The 17,190-nt window shown below is 65.0% G+C and carries 16 protein-coding genes and 1 tRNA gene; 9 read left to right on the forward strand and 8 right to left on the reverse strand.

From position 1 onward, the window contains the following. Window positions 1-311: 311 nt before the first annotated feature. A complete protein-coding gene (locus tag ATE70_RS25585) occupies window positions 312-932 on the reverse strand; it encodes a YdeI/OmpD-associated family protein (protein ID WP_269433251.1) in 621 nt (206 codons plus the stop codon). Then, window positions 818-2,146: an MFS transporter gene (locus tag ATE70_RS01865; protein WP_156419582.1), complete on the reverse strand. Its 1,329-nt coding sequence runs from the start codon at window positions 2,144-2,146 to the stop codon at window positions 818-820. The genes ATE70_RS25585 and ATE70_RS01865 overlap by 115 nt, the downstream gene beginning before the upstream one ends. 169 nt (window positions 2,147-2,315) lie before the next feature. Between ATE70_RS01865 and cyoA the strand changes: the two genes are divergently transcribed. The 7 genes from cyoA to ATE70_RS01900 are packed head-to-tail and all read left to right on the forward strand — an operon-like array spanning window position 2,316 to window position 9,086. Then, window positions 2,316-3,497 carry a ubiquinol oxidase subunit II gene (gene cyoA / locus ATE70_RS01870; protein ID WP_058536251.1) on the forward strand — a complete coding sequence of 394 codons (1,182 nt, stop codon included), beginning with the start codon at window positions 2,316-2,318 and terminating at the stop codon, window positions 3,495-3,497. Between the two features lie 15 nt (window positions 3,498-3,512). Continuing rightward, on the forward strand, window positions 3,513-5,525 hold the full coding sequence (cyoB, locus tag ATE70_RS01875; protein ID WP_058536252.1) for a cytochrome o ubiquinol oxidase subunit I: 2,013 nt from the start codon (window positions 3,513-3,515) through the stop codon (window positions 5,523-5,525). 4 nt (window positions 5,526-5,529) lie between these two features. Continuing rightward, entirely contained in the window at window positions 5,530-6,156 is a 627-nt protein-coding gene (cyoC, locus tag ATE70_RS01880; protein WP_058536253.1) for a cytochrome o ubiquinol oxidase subunit III, read from the forward strand. After that, window positions 6,153-6,551: a cytochrome o ubiquinol oxidase subunit IV gene (gene cyoD, locus ATE70_RS01885; RefSeq protein ID WP_058536254.1), complete on the forward strand. Its 399-nt coding sequence runs from the start codon at window positions 6,153-6,155 to the stop codon at window positions 6,549-6,551. Before cyoC ends, cyoD begins: the two co-directional genes overlap by 4 nt. Continuing rightward, window positions 6,548-7,249: an SURF1 family protein gene (locus tag ATE70_RS01890; RefSeq protein WP_058536255.1), complete on the forward strand. Its 702-nt coding sequence runs from the start codon at window positions 6,548-6,550 to the stop codon at window positions 7,247-7,249. Before cyoD ends, ATE70_RS01890 begins: the two co-directional genes overlap by 4 nt. After that, window positions 7,249-8,556 (forward strand): ATP-binding protein, encoded by a 1,308-nt coding sequence (locus tag ATE70_RS01895; RefSeq protein WP_058536256.1) that lies wholly within the window; start codon window positions 7,249-7,251, stop codon window positions 8,554-8,556. The genes ATE70_RS01890 and ATE70_RS01895 overlap by 1 nt, the downstream gene beginning before the upstream one ends. Then, entirely contained in the window at window positions 8,553-9,086 is a 534-nt protein-coding gene (locus ATE70_RS01900) for a response regulator transcription factor (RefSeq protein WP_058536257.1), read from the forward strand. The genes ATE70_RS01895 and ATE70_RS01900 overlap by 4 nt, the downstream gene beginning before the upstream one ends. Before the next feature lie 129 nt (window positions 9,087-9,215). Here ATE70_RS01900 and ATE70_RS01905 read toward each other — a convergent pair whose 3' ends face one another. The 5 genes from ATE70_RS01905 to ATE70_RS01925 all read right to left on the reverse strand — a co-directional run bounded on the left by ATE70_RS01905 (window position 9,216) and on the right by ATE70_RS01925 (window position 14,924). After that, complete coding sequence (locus tag ATE70_RS01905) at window positions 9,216-11,327, reverse strand: prolyl oligopeptidase family serine peptidase (RefSeq protein ID WP_058536258.1); 2,112 nt, start codon at window positions 11,325-11,327, stop codon at window positions 9,216-9,218. A gap of 75 nt (window positions 11,328-11,402) precedes the next feature. Further along, window positions 11,403-11,828: a DUF4112 domain-containing protein gene (locus ATE70_RS01910; protein ID WP_197411351.1), complete on the reverse strand. Its 426-nt coding sequence runs from the start codon at window positions 11,826-11,828 to the stop codon at window positions 11,403-11,405. 42 nt (window positions 11,829-11,870) lie between these two features. Next, window positions 11,871-13,388, reverse strand: coding sequence for an ABC transporter substrate-binding protein (locus ATE70_RS01915; protein WP_082639297.1), 1,518 nt, complete (start codon window positions 13,386-13,388; stop codon window positions 11,871-11,873). Window positions 13,389-13,449: 61 nt separating this feature from the next. Further along, window positions 13,450-14,820, reverse strand: a complete 1,371-nt coding sequence (locus ATE70_RS01920) for an alpha/beta hydrolase family protein (RefSeq protein ID WP_058536259.1) — start codon at window positions 14,818-14,820, stop codon at window positions 13,450-13,452. 18 nt (window positions 14,821-14,838) lie between these two features. Next, window positions 14,839-14,924, reverse strand: a tRNA-Leu gene (locus ATE70_RS01925). Window positions 14,925-15,014: 90 nt separating this feature from the next. Here ATE70_RS01925 and ATE70_RS01930 point away from each other — a divergent pair. Together ATE70_RS01930 and ATE70_RS01935 are read left to right on the forward strand one after the other, a co-directional pair. After that, window positions 15,015-15,962: an ABC transporter ATP-binding protein gene (locus ATE70_RS01930; protein WP_058536260.1), complete on the forward strand. Its 948-nt coding sequence runs from the start codon at window positions 15,015-15,017 to the stop codon at window positions 15,960-15,962. Next, the gene (locus tag ATE70_RS01935; protein WP_058536261.1) at window positions 15,959-16,726 is read left to right on the forward strand and encodes an ABC transporter permease; all 768 of its coding nucleotides are present in this window, start codon (window positions 15,959-15,961) and stop codon (window positions 16,724-16,726) included. The genes ATE70_RS01930 and ATE70_RS01935 overlap by 4 nt, the downstream gene beginning before the upstream one ends. A 40-nt stretch (window positions 16,727-16,766) precedes the next feature. Here the strand turns inward: ATE70_RS01935 and ATE70_RS01940 are convergent, their stop codons facing one another. After that, window positions 16,767-17,045, reverse strand: coding sequence for an integration host factor subunit beta (locus ATE70_RS01940; RefSeq protein ID WP_058536262.1), 279 nt, complete (start codon window positions 17,043-17,045; stop codon window positions 16,767-16,769). Window positions 17,046-17,190 lie beyond the last annotated feature (145 nt).

A 17,190-nucleotide genomic window follows, 5' to 3' on the forward strand; every position in this document is an offset into this window, starting at 1 on the left:
CTTGATGCGCCATACCCGACTCACATTACCAGTTATAAGTTATATGACAACTTAAATAATTTCATTTCATTTTAGAAAGATGTTCGAGACGTGCAAGGCCAAGCGCGTGCGGCTTTTCACCGAGTTCATATCCCGAAGGCTCGCTGCCTACGCACCGCTTCTCGCGGGATTGCCCGTATCGTGCGACTGAGGCGGGGAGGTCACCTGCATATTTGCAGAGGCCAAGCACCTCCCAGTGGACATCGGATCGGTCGATCCTCGATAGACCGGGCATTATATCATCGGCGATGTCGCCGTGCGGGACGCGTCGCTCAGTTCCAGTCGCGCGCGAGGAAACGCGCTTTCGCGCCGCCGAGGACGCCGATGGCACGGTCGATGTTGCGCTGCCGTGCCGCGTCCGATTTCAGATTGGCGAGGTAACGCAGGATTTCCTTCTGGAGACTCGGCTGGAGGCCGTCCCATCTGGCCTTGGCCCCGGCGTCTTCATCAAGGCGCGCCGCGAATTCGGGGAGCATCTCGTCTTGCGGGCCGCTGCGATAGGCGGGGTCGAAGGCAAGCGACACGTCGACCGTGTCGCCGACATCGGCGCCCGACGCCTTGCGAACGACGCCGTCGAGATAGAGGTAAAAGCTCCCGTCGCCCGCCGGCATCATGTTAACCCGCCATGCCGGGTCGGGCTGGCCGTTCACCTGGACGAGGACGGGCAGGGGCTTTTCCAGCCGGCGTTGATCCGCCGCGCCCGCGCGGCGCTGACGAGCACATAGGGATTGATCCCTTTGCGTTCGATCTTCGCCCTGAACTCCATGCGGTGCGCGGGTTAGCCGATCGTGCTGGCGAGTTCGCGGTTGAGCCAGAGTGCGACGAGCGTCCCGATCGCGCCCGAGAGCAGATAGGCGCCCGCGGCGATCAGCCCGAACTGGCTGGAGAGCCAGAGCGCAACCATCGGCGCGAAACCGGCGCCGAACAGCCAGGCGAGGTCGGAGGTGAAGGCCGAGCCGGTGTAGCGGTGGCGCGGCTGGAAGTTCGACGAGAGTGCGCCCGACGACTGGCCGAAGGAGAGGCCGAGCAGCGCGAAGCCGAGGATCATGAAGGTCGCTTCGCCGATTTCGCCGGCGTCGAGCAGCTGCGGCGCGAAGCCGCTGAACGCCGCGATGGCGGCGGCGGTGGCCGCGAGCAGCGTGCGGCGGCCGAAGCGGTCGGCGAGCGCGCCCGAGGCGATGATCGTCCCGATGCCGACGACCGCGGCGATCGCCTCGATCATCAGGAATCGGACCGGGCTTTCGTCGGTGAACAGGAACACCCAAGACAGCGGATAGACGGTGACCATGTGGAACATCGCGAAGCTGGCGAGCGGCGCGAAGGTGCCGATGACGATCGTCTTCCATTCCGACCGCACCGTTTCGAGAAGCGGCGCCGGCTGGAGCGCGCGGTTCTCGAACAATTCGGCATATTCGGGGGTCACGACGATGCGCAGCCGCGCGAAGAGCGCGACGACGTTGATCGCGAAGGCGACGAAGAAGGGATAGCGCCAGCCCCACGCCAGGAAATCCTCGGCGGGCAGCGCCGCGATCAGGAACATGAAGAGCAGGCTGGCGACGATCAGGCCGAGCGGCGCGCCGAGCTGCGGGATCATCGCGTACCAGCCGCGCTTGTTCTCGGGCGCGTTGAGCGCGAGCAGCGAGGCGAGGCCGTCCCACGAACCGCCGAGCGCGACGCCCTGACCCATGCGGAACAGCGCGAGCAACAGCGCGGCGCCGATGCCGACCGATTCATAGCTGGGGACGAAGGCGATCGCCGCGGTCGAGCCGCCGAGCAGGAAGAGCGCGATGGTGAGCTTGGCGCCGCGGCCATAGGCGCGGTCGATCGCGGTGAAGATGATCGTGCCGACCGGGCGCGCGACGAAGGCGAGCGCGAAGATCGCGAACGACCAGAGCGTGCCCGTCAGCGGGTCGAGGTGCGGAAAGACGAGCTTCGGGAACACCAGCACCGACGCGATCGCATAAACGAAGAAGTCGAAGAATTCGGAGGTGCGGCCGATGATGACGCCGATCGCGATCTCGGCGGGGTCGATGCGGTGGCCGCCGTCTTCGTGGAGGGCGCGGGCGTCGCGTTCGACCTCGGTGGTGGGCACGGTATCGGCAGCCATGGTAACAATCCTTGAGCTGGCGCCCTCCGCAGGACAGGATGCGGCGGCACGAGTCGGTCATAGGGCAAAATTACCCCGAATGAAAATGCCCCTGCGCGATCATGAGCGGTCGCGGGATTGGACAAAATGTCCTATGTGCAGTGCAACAAAGGAGGCCTAGGCGCGCATCATGCCAAGCAATCTCCCCCGTTTTCCCGCCCGATTGCGGCTCTTGCCGCTGCTCGCCGCGCTGCCTTTGTTGTCGGGCTGCGGGCTGGTCGTGCTCGATCCCGCCGGCGACGTCGCGCGCCAGCAGGGCGATCTGATCGTCCTGTCGACCGTGCTGATGCTGCTGATCATCGTGCCGGTGATGGCGCTGACGATTTTCTTCGCGTGGAAGTATCGCGCGTCGAACAAGGAGGCGACGTACAAGCCCGACTGGGACCATTCGACGCAGCTCGAGCTGGTCATCTGGTCGGCGCCGCTCCTGATCATCATCTGCCTCGGCGCGGTGACGTGGGTCGCGACGCACCTGCTCGATCCGTACCGCCCGCTCGCGCGGACGGCGCCGGGCAAGCCCGTCGCGGCGGAGGTGAAGCCGCTCGACGTGCAGGTCGTCGCGCTCGACTGGAAATGGCTGTTCATCTACCCCGAACAGGGCGTCGCGACGGTGAACGAGCTGGCACTGCCGGTCGACCGGCCGATCCGGTTCCGCATCTCCTCCTCGTCGGTGATGAACAGCTTTTACGTGCCCGCGCTCGCGGGGCAGATTTACGCGATGCCGGGCATGGAAACCAAGCTGCACGGCGTTTTCGACAAGACCGGCGAGTTTGAGGGCTTTTCGGCCAATTATTCGGGCTGGGGCTTTTCGAACATGCGCTTCGCGGTGAAGAGCCTGCCCGCGGGCGAGTTCGACAAATGGGTCGCGACCGCCAAGGCTTCGGCCGAAGGCGATCTCAGCCGCGATACCTATTTGAAGCTCGAAAAGCCGACGCACAAGGAGCCCGTCCGCCGCTTCGCCGCGAGCGATCCGCAATTGTTCGACGCGGTCGTCAACATGTGCGTTGAGCCCGGCAAGATGTGCATGCACGACATGATGTCGCTCGACGCCGCGGGCGGCGCGGGCATCGCGGGTATCGGCAATGTCCGGCAGGTCACCTATGACAAGTTCGCCGCGCGCGGTACGGTCGACGCCGCACGCTGGAGCATGCGTTATGTCGCGGCCGCTTGCAGCTCGCCGGTGATGTCGAACGACCGCCCCGACGCGAAGCCGGTCGCACCGGCGATGCTGAAAGGCGAGGGGCTTCCCCATCCTTCCAAGCCCGAACGCACCGCGCTGCGCGCGCCCGCCGCCGACCGCCCGCTGTCCTGAACGAGCCGAGATCCCATGACCATCCCGCATCCCGCACCCGAAACCGGTCCGATCCTTGGCAAGCTGTCGCTTGAGGCGCTGCCGCTGCACGAGCCGATCCTTGTCATCACCTTCATCGGCGTCGTCCTTGGCGGCATCGCCGTGCTCGGCCTGATCACCAAGTTCCGCCTCTGGGGCTATTTGTGGACCGAGTGGTTCACGACGGTCGATCACAAGCGCATCGGGATCATGTATATGATCCTGGGGCTTATCATGTTCCTGCGCGGCTTTGCCGATGCGATCATGATGCGGCTGCAGCAGGCGATGGCGTTCGGCGGGTCGGAGGGATACCTCACCCCGCATCATTATGACCAGGTGTTCACCGCGCACGGCGTGATCATGATCTTCTTCGTCGCGATGCCGTTCATCACCGGGCTGATGAACTATGTCGTGCCGCTGCAGATCGGCGCGCGCGACGTCAGCTTCCCCTTCCTCAACAATTTCAGTTTCTGGATGACGACCGCGGGCGCGGTGCTGACGATGGTCTCGCTGTTTATCGGCGAATATGCACAGACGGGCTGGCTCGCCTATCCGCCCTTGTCGGGGATCGCTTACAGCCCCAATGTCGGCGTCGACTATTATATCTGGGGCTTACAGATAGCCGGCGTCGGCACCACCCTGTCGGGCATCAACCTGATCGTCACGATCCTGAAGCTGCGCGCGCCGGGCATGGGGCTGATGAAGATGCCCGTCTTCACCTGGACCTCGCTCTGCGCGAACATTCTGATCGTCGCGAGCTTCCCGATCCTGACCGCGACGCTCGTGCTGCTCACGCTCGACCGCTATGTCGGCACCAATTTCTTCACCAACGACCTCGGCGGGTCGCCGATGATGTATGTGAACCTGATCTGGATCTGGGGGCACCCCGAGGTCTATATCCTCGTGCTGCCGCTGTTCGGCGTCTTTTCCGAAGTCACCTCGACCTTCTCGGGCAAAAGGCTCTTCGGCTATACCTCGATGGTCTATGCGACGATCTGCATCACGATCCTGTCGTATCTCGTGTGGCTGCACCATTTCTTCACCATGGGATCGGGGGCGAGCGTCAACAGCTTCTTCGGCATCACGACGATGGTGATTTCGATCCCGACGGGGGCCAAGCTCTTCAACTGGCTGTTCACCATGTACCGCGGCCGCATCCGCTTCGAATTGCCGATGATGTGGACGGTCGCCTTCATGCTGACCTTCGTCATCGGCGGCATGACCGGGGTGCTGCTCGCGGTGCCGCCCGCCGACTTTGTGCTCCACAACTCGCTGTTCCTGATCGCGCATTTCCACAATGTGATCATCGGCGGCGTGCTGTTCGGCCTGTTCGCGGCGATCAACTACTGGTGGCCCAAGGCATTCGGCTACAAGCTCGACGTGTTCTGGGGCAAGATCAGCTTCTGGTGCTGGGTGGTCGGCTTCTGGGTCGCCTTCACGCCGCTCTATATCCTCGGCCTGATGGGCGTGACGCGGCGCATGCGCGTGTTCGACGACCCGAGCCTGCAAATCTGGTTCGTGATCGCAGGCATCGGCGCGCTGATCGTCGCCGCGGGTATCGGCGCGATGCTGGTCCAGTTCGCCGTGAGCATCTGGCGCCGCAAGGAGCTGCGCGACGAAACCGGCGGAGATCCGTGGGACGGCCGCACGCTCGAATGGGCGACCAGCTCGCCGCCGCCCGACTATAATTTCGCCTTCACGCCCGTCATCCACGACCTCGACGCGTGGTACGACATGAAGACGCGCGGGCATCAGCGCCCGGTCGATGGCTATCGCGACATCCATATGCCGAGCAACACCGGGACGGGGATGATCCTGTCGGGCTTCTGCCTCGTCATGGGCTTTGCGCTGGTCTGGCACATCTGGTGGCTCGTCGCGCTGAGCTTTGCCGCGACGATCGTCGGCGCGATCTATCACACCTTCAACTACAAGCGCGATTTCGACATCCCGGCGGCGACGGTCACCGCGGTCGAGGAAGCGCGGACCCGCCAGCTGGCGGCCGGAGCCTGATGCGATGAGTGCCAAGACGATAACCGCCGACGCGCCCGTCCAGTTCTACGACCTCGACGAGCATGCGCATCCCGAGGGGCACAGCACGATGCTGGGCTTCTGGATTTATCTGATGAGCGACTGCCTCATCTTTGCGATCCTGTTTGCCTGCTATGCCGTGCTCGGCGGCAGCTATGCCGCGGGCCCGGCGCCGAAGGATCTGTTCGACCTGAAGCTCATCGCGCTCAACACCGCGATGCTGCTCTTCTCGTCGATCACCTATGGTTTTGCGGTGCTGCAGATGCAGCAGGGCAAGGTGAAGGGCGTGCAGATCTGGCTTGCGGTCACAGCGCTGTTCGGGCTCGCCTTCCTCGGGATCGAGCTTTACGAATTCCACCATCTGATAGAGATCGGCGCGACGCCGCAGCGCAGCGCCTTCCTGTCGAGCTTCTTCACGCTCGTCGGCACGCACGGGCTGCACGTCACCTTTGGCATCATCTGGCTCGTCACGCTGATGTTTCAGCTGTCGAAGCACGGCCTGATCGCCGCGAACAAGCGCCGCGTGATGTGCCTCAGCATGTTCTGGCACTTCCTCGACGTCGTGTGGATCGGCGTCTTCACCTTTGTCTATCTGATGGGAGTGCTGCGATGAGCCACGATCCTCACGCCGCGCACGGCCATCACGAGATCGAGATGCCGCACGCATCGATGCGCGACTATGTCATCGGCTTTGTCCTGTCGGTGATCCTGACCGCGATCCCCTTCTGGCTGGTGATGACGATGCCATTGAGCGCGGGGGCGACGGGCGCGATCATCATGGGCTTTGCGGTGGTGCAGATCGTCGTCCACATGGTCTTCTTCCTCCATATGACGCCAAAGGCCGAGGGCGGCTGGTCGCTGACCTCGCTGATCTTCACGGTGATCGTCGTCGTGATCATGCTCGCGGGCTCGCTGTGGGTGATGCACCACCTCAACACCAATATGATGCCGATGCCGCACGAACCGACGAGTCAGACGGTGGGCACGACGACGGGCCAGGTGCCGTGACACGCACCCGCCGCGCGGCCTTTGCCGCGGCGGCGCTGATCGCGGCCGTGGCCCTCGCGGCGCTCGGCGTCTGGCAGCTCGAACGGCGCGTGTGGAAGCATGAGTTGGTCGCGGCGGTCGAGGCGCGCATCCATGCGGCGCCCGTCGCGGCGCCGTGGCCGAGTGCGTGGGATGCCGTCGATGCGAAGAATGACGCTTATCTTCGCGTGACCGCGACCGGGCAGTTCCGCCATGATCGCGAGACGCTGGTGCAGGCGGTGACCGATCGTGGTCCCGGCTTCTGGGTGCTGACCCCGCTTGAAACGCCGGGGTTCACGTTGCTCGTCAATCGCGGCTTCGTGCCGAAGGATCGGCGCGATGCGGCGGCGCGCGCGGCGGGCAATGTCGCGGGGTCGGTGACGGTCACCGGGCTGCTGCGCATCACCGAGCCCGAGGGCGCCTTCCTGCGCTCAAACGATCCCGCCGCCGACCGCTGGTTTTCGCGCGATGTCGCGGCGATCGCAAAGGCGAGGGGATTGCAGGGCGCCGCCCCCTATTTCGTCGACGCCGATGCCAGGCCCAATCCCGGCGGCTATCCGGTCGGCGGGCTCACCGTCGTACGCTTTCCCGACAATCATCTGGTCTATGCGCTGACCTGGTTTGCGCTTTGTGCGCTCAGCCTCTTTTTTGCGTGGCGGCTGTGGCGTATTCGCGATTGATGACCCGCCCGACCATCCCGCCGACCACGCCTTCGAGGGCGCCCGCCGGTCGCCGCAACATGACGCTGCTGATCCAGCTGCGCTGGATTGCGGTCGGGGGGCAGCTTGCGACGATCGGCATCGTCAGCGGGCCGATGGGGATCGCGCTGCCGCACGCGCCGCTGCTCGCCGCGATCATGGTGCTGATCGCGATCAACTTCGCGAGCATCGCGTTGCTCCGCCGCGGCCGCGCGGTGACCAATGCCGAGCTGACCGCGGTGCTGCTGTTCGACGTCGCGGCGCTCGGGTGGCAGCTCCACCACAGCGGCGGGCTCGCCAACCCCTTCGCCTCGCTGTTCCTGCTGCAGGTCGTGATCGGCGCGATCCTGCTCACCCCGCGCTCGTCGTGGGCGATCGTCGTCGCGGCGCTTGCCGCGCTCGCGGCGCTGCGGGTCGATCCGACGCCGCTCGTGCTGCCGCCCGCCTATGCCGCCGATCCGATGGGGCTGTATCTGAAAGGCAGCTTCGTCTGCTTCCTGCTCATCGCGGTGCTGTTCGTCGCCTTCGTCACGCGGATCAACCGCAATTTGCGCGACAGCGATGCGGCGCTCGCGACGAGCCGCCAGCGCGCGGCGGAGGAGGACCATATTGTGCGCATGGGGCTGCTCGCGTCGGGCGCGGCGCATGAGCTCGGGACGCCGCTGTCGACACTGTCGGTGCTGATCGGCGACTGGAAGGCGGCGCCGCGGCTCGCAAAGGATCGCGAGATGCAGGAGGATCTCGCCGACATGGACGCCGCGGTGCAGCGCTGCAAGGCGATCGTCAGCGGCATTTTGATGTCGGCGGGCGAGGCGCGCGGCGAGGCGCCGCAATTGACGACGATGCGCGCCTCGTTCAACGAGATCGTCGCGCACACCCGCGCGGTGCGCCGCCCCGGCACGGTCGAATTCAACGATCGCTTCGGTGCCGACGTCGCGATCGTGTCGGACCCCGCGCTGCGGCAGGTGATCGGCAACGTGCTCGACAATGCGGCCGAGGTGTCGCCCGACTGGACAAGCTTCACGACGTCGCGTGACGGCGACATGCTGGTGATCGAGATCGCCGACCGCGGCCCGGGCTTCAGTCCGGAGATGTTGGAGAATTTCGGCCAGCCCTATCGTTCGACCAAGGGACGGCCCGGTGGCGGGCTTGGCCTGTTCTTGCTCGTTAATGTGCTGCGCAAGCTCGGCGGCGGCGCCAGCGTCGCCAATCGCGATGCGGGCGGCGCGCTGGTGCGGATGTTCCTGCCGATTTCGGCGCTCGCCCCGCCCGGTGGAGACAAGGCATGACCGAGACGCGCCAATTGCTGATCGTCGAGGACGACGACGCCTTCGCCCGCACGCTGAAACGCTCGTTCGAGCGGCGCGGCTATGCGGTAGAGGCCGCGCACAGCCCCGAGGAGATGGACACGCTGCTCACGACGTTCCGGCCGGGCTATGCGGTCGTCGACCTCAAGCTCGGCGGCGCATCGGGACTCGCGTGCGTGCAGACGCTGCGCGCGCTCGACCCGGAGATGCGGATCGTCGTGCTCACGGGCTTTGCGAGCATCGCCACCGCGGTCGAGGCGATCAAGCTCGGCGCCTCCTATTATCTCGCCAAGCCCTCGAACACCGACGACATCGAGGCGGCGTTCGACCGCAGCGAAGGCAATGCCGAAACGCCGGTGGGCGACCGCCAGTCGTCGATCAAGACCGTCGAGTGGGAGCATATCCACCAGGTTTTGGTCGAGACCGATTTCAACATTTCGGAGACCGCGCGCCGGCTCGGGATGCACCGGCGCACGCTCGCGCGGAAGCTCGAGAAACGGCAGATACGCTAGCGCAACGGGCGCCAACCCCGATCCGTTCGCCCTGAGCTTGTCGAAGGGCCGTTCTCTCTTTTGACGTTGCCAGAAGAAGAACGGTGCTTCGACAAGCTCAGCACAAACGGACTTGGGTGTTGAGCCGAGCTATTTCTTCTCCACCAGTTCGCGCAGCAGGAAGCCGTGGAGCATCGCGGCGCGCACCGCATCCTCGGCGTGATCGGCGCCGACCGAATGGCCGCCCTCGATATATTCGTGATAATAGACGCGGTTGCCGTTTTCCATCAGCCGCGCGGCATATTTGCGCGCGTGGCCGGGGTGGACGCGGTCGTCCTTGGTCGAAAGATAGAGGAAGATCGGCGGATATTTTACGCCCTTGCGGATGTTCTGATACGGCGAATATTTCGACAGGAACGCCCAATCCCCTGGCACGTCGGGATCGCCATATTCGGCGACCCATGACGCGCCCGCGAGCATCTTGTCGTAACGCCACATATCCTTGATCGGTGAGCCCGAGATCACCGCGCCGTAGAGGTCGGGACGCTGCGTCATCGCCGCGCCGACGAGCACGCCGCCGTTCGAGCGGCCCGAGATCGCGATCTCGCCCTTCGCGCTGACCCCGGTTTTCACCAGATCCTCGGCGACCGCGTGGAGATCGTCGAAGCTCGCCTGCCGCTTTTCGCGCAGCGCCGCCTGATGCCAGGCGGGGCCATATTCGCCGCCGCCGCGGATGCCCGCAAGGACATAGGCGTTGCCGTCCTCGACCCAGAAGAGGCCGAGCGGGCCGGCGCGGTAGGGCTGGCCGGTGAGATAGCCCGGCGTCTGCGCGGCGCGGAAGCCGCCATAGGCGTGGACGAGCGCGGGGACGGGGCCGGTCGAGCCCTTCTTGCGCGCGAGGAAATAGGGGATTTTCGTGCCGTCCTTCGACGTTGCGAAGCGCTTTTCGACGGTCATGTCCTTCGCGTCGAAGGTCGCGGGCAGGCTCTGCACGGCCTGCGGCGCCTTGCCTTCGGACACGGCGTAGAGCGTCGGGGGCATCAGCATCGTTTCGGCCGATGCGAGGACGATGTCGCGTTTGCCCACGGTGCCGGCGATGGTGACGGTGGCGTTCGCGGCGAGCGGAACCTCCTTCTGGCTCCACTGGCCGGTCTTCGGGTCGCGGCGGAGCGCGAACAGCTTGCCTTCGACATCGTCGAGCGCCTTCACCCACAGGATATTGTCGGTCGCCGAGACATTCTCGATCGCCTGCGCCTTCGTCGGGGTCATCGCGGTGACGATCGGCACCTGCCGGTCGGCCGACATATCGGCGAGCGACAGCGAGGCGAGCGAGCCCGCGGGGATATTCGCCCAATCCTTGTTGAGGAAGATGATCAGCTGGCCGTCGACGACGTCGCGCACGCTGGCGGTGTCGGGGACGATTGACGAGATATAGCGCGACCCGTCGGCGTTCGGCAGCTTGATGTCGGCGGTGTAGAAGGTCTTGCCGCGGCTGATCATCGGCCAGCGCTTGTCGCCGTCGGTGAAGGCGAAGACGTTCATGCCGACGTCCTCGGTTTCGCCTTCGGCAACGGTTTCGGCCGACGCTAGCGGCGTGCCGCGTTTCCAGCGCTTGACGATGCGCGGATAGCCCGACGCGGTCATGCTGCCCGCGCCATAGTCGGTCGCGACGAGCAGGGTGTCGGCATTTTCCCACGTCACGCTGCTCTTCGCCTGCGGCAGGGTGAAACCGTCGCCCACGAAGCTTTTGGTCGTGCGGTCCCATTCGCGGACGATGTCGGCGTCGGTGCCGCCGGGGCTCAGCGAGACAAGGCAGCGTTTGTAATCTGGCGCGAGGCAGTCGGCGCCGTGCCAGACCCAGCTCTGCTTCTCGGCCTTGCCAAGCGCGTCGACGTCGATCAGCGTTGTCCAGACGGGCTTGCCGGCAAGGTAAGCGTCGAGCGGGCTCTGGCGCCAGATTCCACGCGGATTGTTCGCGTCGCGCCAGAAATTGGTGATGGTTTCGCCCATGACCTCGCCGGGCTCGGCGATCTGCCGGTCGTCGTCGAGGATTTCGCGCGCGCGCTTGCGGTCGGCCTCGAAACCCGGGCGGGCGGTGATCAGCTTGTCGGTTGCCGCATTTTCCTTTTTGACCCAACCCAGCGCTTTCGAGCCTTCGATATCCTCGAGCCAGAGGTAGGGATCCTCGTCTTGCGGCGCGGCGGTGGCGACGGCGGTGATCGAACAGCTGAGGGCAAGCGCGGCAAGGCTGGCGCGGATCATTCGGAAAGTCTCCCCTGGGGTGTGGAGGCGCTGTGCTAGCAGCATTAGACACCCCAAGGGAAGGAGGCGCAGCGCCTATTGATCGATGATGATCGTGCCCGGGTGATGCTTGTCGAGATGCTTCTTGATGATCCGAAGGTTGCGCGTGTTCGAGCGGAAGAAGAAGTCGAACGCGTCGCCGACGAGCGGAACGGCGCCGAGCGCGGTGTCGACGCCGAGATTGCCGACCATGCGCCAGATCTTCCACTTCGGCATGCCGAGGTTGCGCGCTTCCCAGATGAGGTAGGCGCCCATCGTCGCGGCGATGACGTCGCCGACGACGGGGACGAGGCCGACGATCGCGTCGAGGCCGACCGGGCGGTTGATACCGGGGATGATAAAGCTGCGTTCGAGTAGGATTTCGAGCGTCTCGACGCGCTTGCGGAGCGCCGCGGGATCGTTCCGATTGGAAATCAGCGCGTCGAAGATCGCGTCGGGATTGGGCGGCGTCGAAGGGGCCATCGGGGTCCTTTCACAAGCGCTCGAAGGTGCAGCGCCACTGTATTAGTTAGGTAAGGCGATCAGATGATTCAATGGGTGCTGTGCGCGGCCGTTGGCACGCAGCCCGGTCAGGCGCTGCGACGCGACCGACCAGCGGAGCGGCGTCGCGAGCGGAATGAAGGGGGCATAGCGGGCGAGCACCGCCTCGGCCTCGCTCACCTGCACCCGGCGCTGGCCGGCGTCGATATTGGCCGTCGCCTGGTCGATCAGCTCCTGCGCCTCGCGGTTGCAGAGCGTGTCGCGGCGGCACGAGAGGCGGCGGAGCGCCCACAGCGCATCGTCGTTCGGCGCGATTTCGTCGATCAGGCGGAGGTCGGCGGCCGACGCCATCGGGACGCGCTGGCTCGGCACGCCGATCGCTTTGAAATCGGCCGAGACGTAAGCGAAGAGGATGCGCCCGCCGGGGGTGTCGGGGACGGCGATGCGCAGCGGTTCGATCTCGCGTCCGGCGGCGCGCCAGGCGTCGACGGCGCGCTTCGCCTGCGCGAGGCGCGACGCCTCGTCATATTCGGCCCAAGTGGGGACGAGCGGCGCGGGGCCGCCGTCGCGCGCGTAGAGCGACGGGCGGAGCGTGACCTGCGGCTGCCATTCGGAGAGCCCGAACGCCTCGATCAGCCGCTCGCGCCGGATCGCGCGGACGAGTGCGTCGCGGTTGGCGTCGATCGCGAGGAAACCCTCGGCGCGGACGAACGACAGGCCGAACAGGCCGGGGACGGGATCGACGACCAGGCGCGAACGGCCGATGTTCGACGCCGCGAAATAGGGCAGGGTCGAAAAACGCCCGCCGATGACGCCATCGGCATAGCCGTTCTTGAATCGCGCGAGCGCGCCCGCGGGTGATGTGCCGACCAGCTCGATCGACGCGGCGGGGTCGTTCGCGGCGGCTTCGGCGGCCTCGGGGTCTTCGGCGAGCGGGTCGGGGACGGGCGAGAGCAGCACCGCACGCCCGATCCTGCGCGCGCGCATCGGTCCCCAGCCCATGCCCTTGTTGACGATCGCCATCGAGGGCTGCGCGAGCAGTTCGAGGATCGCGGGCTGCGGCACCGAAAGGCGGATTTCGATCACGGTGTCGGTCATCGCCTTGATCGTCTCGATCTCGGGGAAATCGTTTTTCAGGACGTGACGGCTGGCTGGCGCCAGATAGGAGCGCAGGATCGCGGCGACATCCTCGGCGGTGACCTTGCGCCCGTTGGTCCATTTGGCTTCGCGCAGGCGGAAAATATAGCTGCGCCCGTCGGTGGTCACGGTCCAGCGATCGGCGAGCCCGGTGTCGATCTGACCCTCGCCGTCATAGCTGACGAGCCCTTGCGAGGTCGCGTTAAGCAGCGCCGCGTTGGCGGACGAGAGTTCGCCGTTGAGCGGAGTCGCCGCGGGATTGAGCGAGCCCATCGCGGCAATCCTTACCGGGCCGCGCTCGCCGAACAGGCCACAACTCGTGAGCGACAGGATCGCGAGGCCGGCGATGATCCTGTGCAGGCGTGCTTTCGTCCCGAACGTCGATATGTCTGTTTTTAGCGGCATCGGCGGCCATCATAATGATGCCGGGCAAAACCGGAAGTGGGCATCCGGGCGATCGGCGAACTCAATTCGCCGCTGTGGGACGGGTGATTTCGGCGTTGCCATAGGCGTCCGCGAGTTTGCCGCCCTTTGCATAGTCGATCAGCAGCTGGAAATAGCCCGGCGTGTAGCGGGTCGAAATCCGGCTGCCGTCGGGCGCGGGCTCGAATTCGGTCATTCCGTGCTCGGCCTTCGGAAAGACGGCGAGGGTGATTGGCTTGCCGGCATCGATGAGCCCGGTGACCCGCCGCGCGGTTTCGCCGGCCGGTGCGTCGATATCTTGTCCGCCGAGCGCCCAGAGCTGCGGGACGGTCACCGCGCGGAGCGTCGGCATCGGATCGTAGTGGATGGGCGTGCCGAAGGCGTATGCCGGTGCCTTCGCCCTTATTTCCTCAGCCGTCATGCCGAGGACGATGTGCGTATAATTGCCATAGACGTCCTTGTACCATGGCTCGTTTCGATAGCGTGCCCGCACCAAATCCAGTTCGTCGAGCCCGTCGACTGCTCCACCTGCCACGACACTTTCGAACACGCGCGTCACGGCGGCGCTGATTTCCTGCGCCTTGGCGATGACGTCGGGGCCATAGCCTTTGAGACCCATCTGGAACGCGATCGCCTCGCGATCCTCGTCGGCGACCGAGACGGCGAGACCGAAGCTGACGATGAGGAAATCGACCGTAGTGCGCGTTGCCGCGAGCGGCGCGATCCAGCCGCCCTGGCTCGGCCCCTGGAAACCGAAACGCGCGCCGCGTGGGCCGGCCATGCGACGCGCCTCGGCGAGCGCGGCGGCCGCGTCGTCGGCGAGCAATGAAAAGACCTGGGTATATTTGTCGCCCGATGCGCCGGTGCCGCGCTTGTCATAGACGAAGGCGCCGATGCCCGCGGCGGGGAGCATGCGTTGGAGCGCGTTGGTATCGCGCGCCGAATCGGGTTCGGCGCCGTGGAGCAGGACGACGATCGGGACGGGCTTGTTGCCAGCCGGCAGCACGAGGCGGCCGACGAGGCGCGTGCCGTGGCTGGTGAAGCTGGTGTCACGCGTCTCCAGCTTTATCCGCGTTGCGACGCGGTTGCCGAACTGCATCCTACCCGAAGCGCAATCGCCGAACCGCACTTGCAGGCCATCGGGGCGGTCGGTCCAGCCGGTGCTGCTGACCCAGATATCGCCGGTCTGGACGAGTTTCCCGCTTGTTCCGTCGAGATTGCGCCAGCGGAGCGCGCCTGCGGTCGAGGTCGCAATGTCGACCGTCCCGCCGTCGGGCAGGCGATAGGCGCCGACCTTGCAATCAACCTCTTCGGCAGCCGCCGGAACCGCGAGCCCTAGCGCGGTCAACGCGAATATCGCCGCCCGCCACATTTGCCGAATCTTGCTGGTGGCCGGTGATTGTGCGTCGGGCATTCTGATATCCTGCAAGGCTGGTGCGGACGGCGGGACTTGAACCCGCATACCCAGAGGATGGCAGATTTTAAGTCTGCTGCGTCTACCGATTTCGCCACGTCCGCATGATCCGGAGGGTCAAGCCGATGGGTTCATGGAGGTCAAGCGATGTTTGCCGCTTCCCGTCGCCGGGCGGCTCGGCTAGACCGCCTGCCATGACTCCAGTTCTCGAAATTTCCGGCCTCGGAAAAACTTATAAGAGCGGTCACAAGGCGTTGAGCGACGTCGACCTTACGATCAACAAGGGCGAGATTTTCGCGCTGCTCGGGCCGAACGGCGCGGGCAAGACGACGCTGATCAGCATCGTCTGTGGCATCGTGACCGCGACTACGGGGACGGTGACCGTCGGCGGGCACGACCATGCGCAGGGCTATCGCGCGGCGCGGACGATGATCGGGCTGGTGCCGCAGGAATTGCACACCGATGCGTTCGAAACGGTGATGGCGACGGTGAGTTTCTCGCGCGGGCTGTTCGGCAAGCCGCGCAACCCCGCGTTTATCGAGCAGCTGCTGCGCGACCTGTCGCTCTGGGACAAGCGCGATTCGAAGATCATGGAATTGTCGGGCGGCATGAAGCGCCGCGTGATGATCGCCAAGGCGCTCAGCCACGAACCCGAGATCCTCTTCCTCGACGAGCCGACCGCAGGCGTCGACGTCGAGCTGCGCCGCGACATGTGGAACATGGTGCGCGGCCTTCGCGAGCGCGGCGTCACGATCATCCTCACCACCCATTATATCGAGGAGGCCGAGGAAATGGCCGACCGCGTCGGGGTGATCACCGGCGGGCGGTTGATCCTGGTCGAGCAAAAGGACGCGCTGATCAAGAAGCTGGGGCGCAAGACGCTGACGCTCAATCTGGCCGAACAACTGGAGGCGGTGCCCGCCGAACTTGCCGACTGGAAGCTTGCGCTCGCGGGCGATGGGCACGAGCTCGTGTACGAATTCGACAGCCAGGCCGAGGCGACGGGCGTGCCCTCGCTGCTGCGGCGGATGACCGACATCGGGGTCCAGTTCAAGGACCTGCACACGCGCCAAAGCTCGCTCGAGGATATTTTCGTCGGGTTGGTGCATGAATCGAACGGCGCAAAGGGAGAAGCCGCATGACCGCGAACTGGCGCGGCGTGCGCGCGATCTACGCCTTTGAAATGGCGCGCTTTGGGCGCACCTTCTGGACCAGCCTGATGCTGCCGGTGATCACCACCGCGCTCTATTTCGTCGTTTTCGGATCGGCGATCGGCAGCCGGATGACCGAGGTCAGCAACGTCCCCTATGGCGCGTTCATCGTGCCCGGGCTGATGATGCTGACGATGTTCACCGAAAGCATCAGCAACGCCTCGTTCGGCATCTATATGCCCAAATGGACGGGGACGATTTACGAAATGCTGTCGGCGCCGCTGTCGCCGCTCGAAACGGTGATCGCCTATGTTGGCGCGGCCGCGACCAAGTCGGTGGTCATCGGGTCGATCATTTTCGCGACCGCGCACCTGTTCGTCGACGTGCAGGTCGCGCACCCGCTGTTGATGGCGGCGTTCATGATCCTGATGGCGGTGACCTTCTGCCTGTTCGGCTTCATCATCGGCATCTGGGCGCAGAGTTTCGAGCAGCTGCAGGTCATCCCGATGCTCGTCATCTATCCGTTGACCTTTTTGGGCGGCGCTTTCTATTCGCTCGACATGCTGCCCGCGGCGTGGCGGACGGTGACCCTGTTCAACCCCGTCGTCTATCTGATCAGTGGCTTCCGCTGGACCTTCTTCGGCAAGGGCGATGTCGGGATCGAGGTTAGCATGGGCGCGGTGACGCTGTTCCTGGCGCTGTGCCTGGGCGTCATTTTCTGGATGTTCCGCACCGGATACCGGCTCAAGAACTGATGGTGATCGCTGGACCGGCGCCGCGGCGCGGCGCCCGGTTTTAGCCGTTCAACCGTTCGCGCATTTCCTTGCCCGGTTTGAAATAGGGCACGTTTTTCGCCTTCACGTCGACCGCCGCGCCCGTTCGGGGATTGCGACCGGTGCGCGATTCGCGCGACCGGGTGGAGAAGGCGCCGAAGCCACGCAGTTCGACACGCCCGCCCGAGGCGAGCTGTTCGACGATGGAATCGAAGAAAGTGTCGACGATGCGCTCGACTTCCTCGAGCCGCAAATCGCTGTTTTCGCTCGCGATCTTTTGAACCAGTTCTGACCGGATCATGTGCTTCCCCTAATATATACAGTCACGCATTCCCCGCCGAAGCGGGTCCCGGTCGTTGCCGGCTCATTGTGCGTGAGACCCCTCCCAACGCGCGGAGAAGGTATCACGAATCCTTGTTTGATCAAAATATATCGCGACACGAAAA

The sequence above is a fragment of the Sphingopyxis sp. H053 genome, from assembly GCF_001468225.1.
Classification (GTDB): domain Bacteria; phylum Pseudomonadota; class Alphaproteobacteria; order Sphingomonadales; family Sphingomonadaceae; genus Sphingopyxis.

Coding starts and splice junctions, on each gene's coding strand:
- ATE70_RS01865 (WP_156419582.1), bottom strand. CDS start 2,146: ATGGCTGCCGATACCGTGCCCACCACCGAGGTCGAACGCGACGCCCGC.
- cyoA (WP_058536251.1), top strand. CDS start 2,316: ATGCCAAGCAATCTCCCCCGTTTTCCCGCCCGATTGCGGCTCTTGCCG.
- cyoB (WP_058536252.1), top strand. CDS start 3,513: ATGACCATCCCGCATCCCGCACCCGAAACCGGTCCGATCCTTGGCAAG.
- cyoC (WP_058536253.1), top strand. CDS start 5,530: ATGAGTGCCAAGACGATAACCGCCGACGCGCCCGTCCAGTTCTACGAC.
- cyoD (WP_058536254.1), top strand. CDS start 6,153: ATGAGCCACGATCCTCACGCCGCGCACGGCCATCACGAGATCGAGATG.
- ATE70_RS01895 (WP_058536256.1), top strand. CDS start 7,249: ATGACCCGCCCGACCATCCCGCCGACCACGCCTTCGAGGGCGCCCGCC.
- ATE70_RS01900 (WP_058536257.1), top strand. CDS start 8,553: ATGACCGAGACGCGCCAATTGCTGATCGTCGAGGACGACGACGCCTTC.
- ATE70_RS01905 (WP_058536258.1), bottom strand. CDS start 11,327: ATGATCCGCGCCAGCCTTGCCGCGCTTGCCCTCAGCTGTTCGATCACC.
- ATE70_RS01910 (WP_197411351.1), bottom strand. CDS start 11,828: ATGGCCCCTTCGACGCCGCCCAATCCCGACGCGATCTTCGACGCGCTG.
- ATE70_RS01915 (WP_082639297.1), bottom strand. CDS start 13,388: ATGCCGCTAAAAACAGACATATCGACGTTCGGGACGAAAGCACGCCTG.
- ATE70_RS01920 (WP_058536259.1), bottom strand. CDS start 14,820: ATGCCCGACGCACAATCACCGGCCACCAGCAAGATTCGGCAAATGTGG.
- ATE70_RS01930 (WP_058536260.1), top strand. CDS start 15,015: ATGACTCCAGTTCTCGAAATTTCCGGCCTCGGAAAAACTTATAAGAGC.
- ATE70_RS01935 (WP_058536261.1), top strand. CDS start 15,959: ATGACCGCGAACTGGCGCGGCGTGCGCGCGATCTACGCCTTTGAAATG.
- ATE70_RS01940 (WP_058536262.1), bottom strand. CDS start 17,045: ATGATCCGGTCAGAACTGGTTCAAAAGATCGCGAGCGAAAACAGCGAT.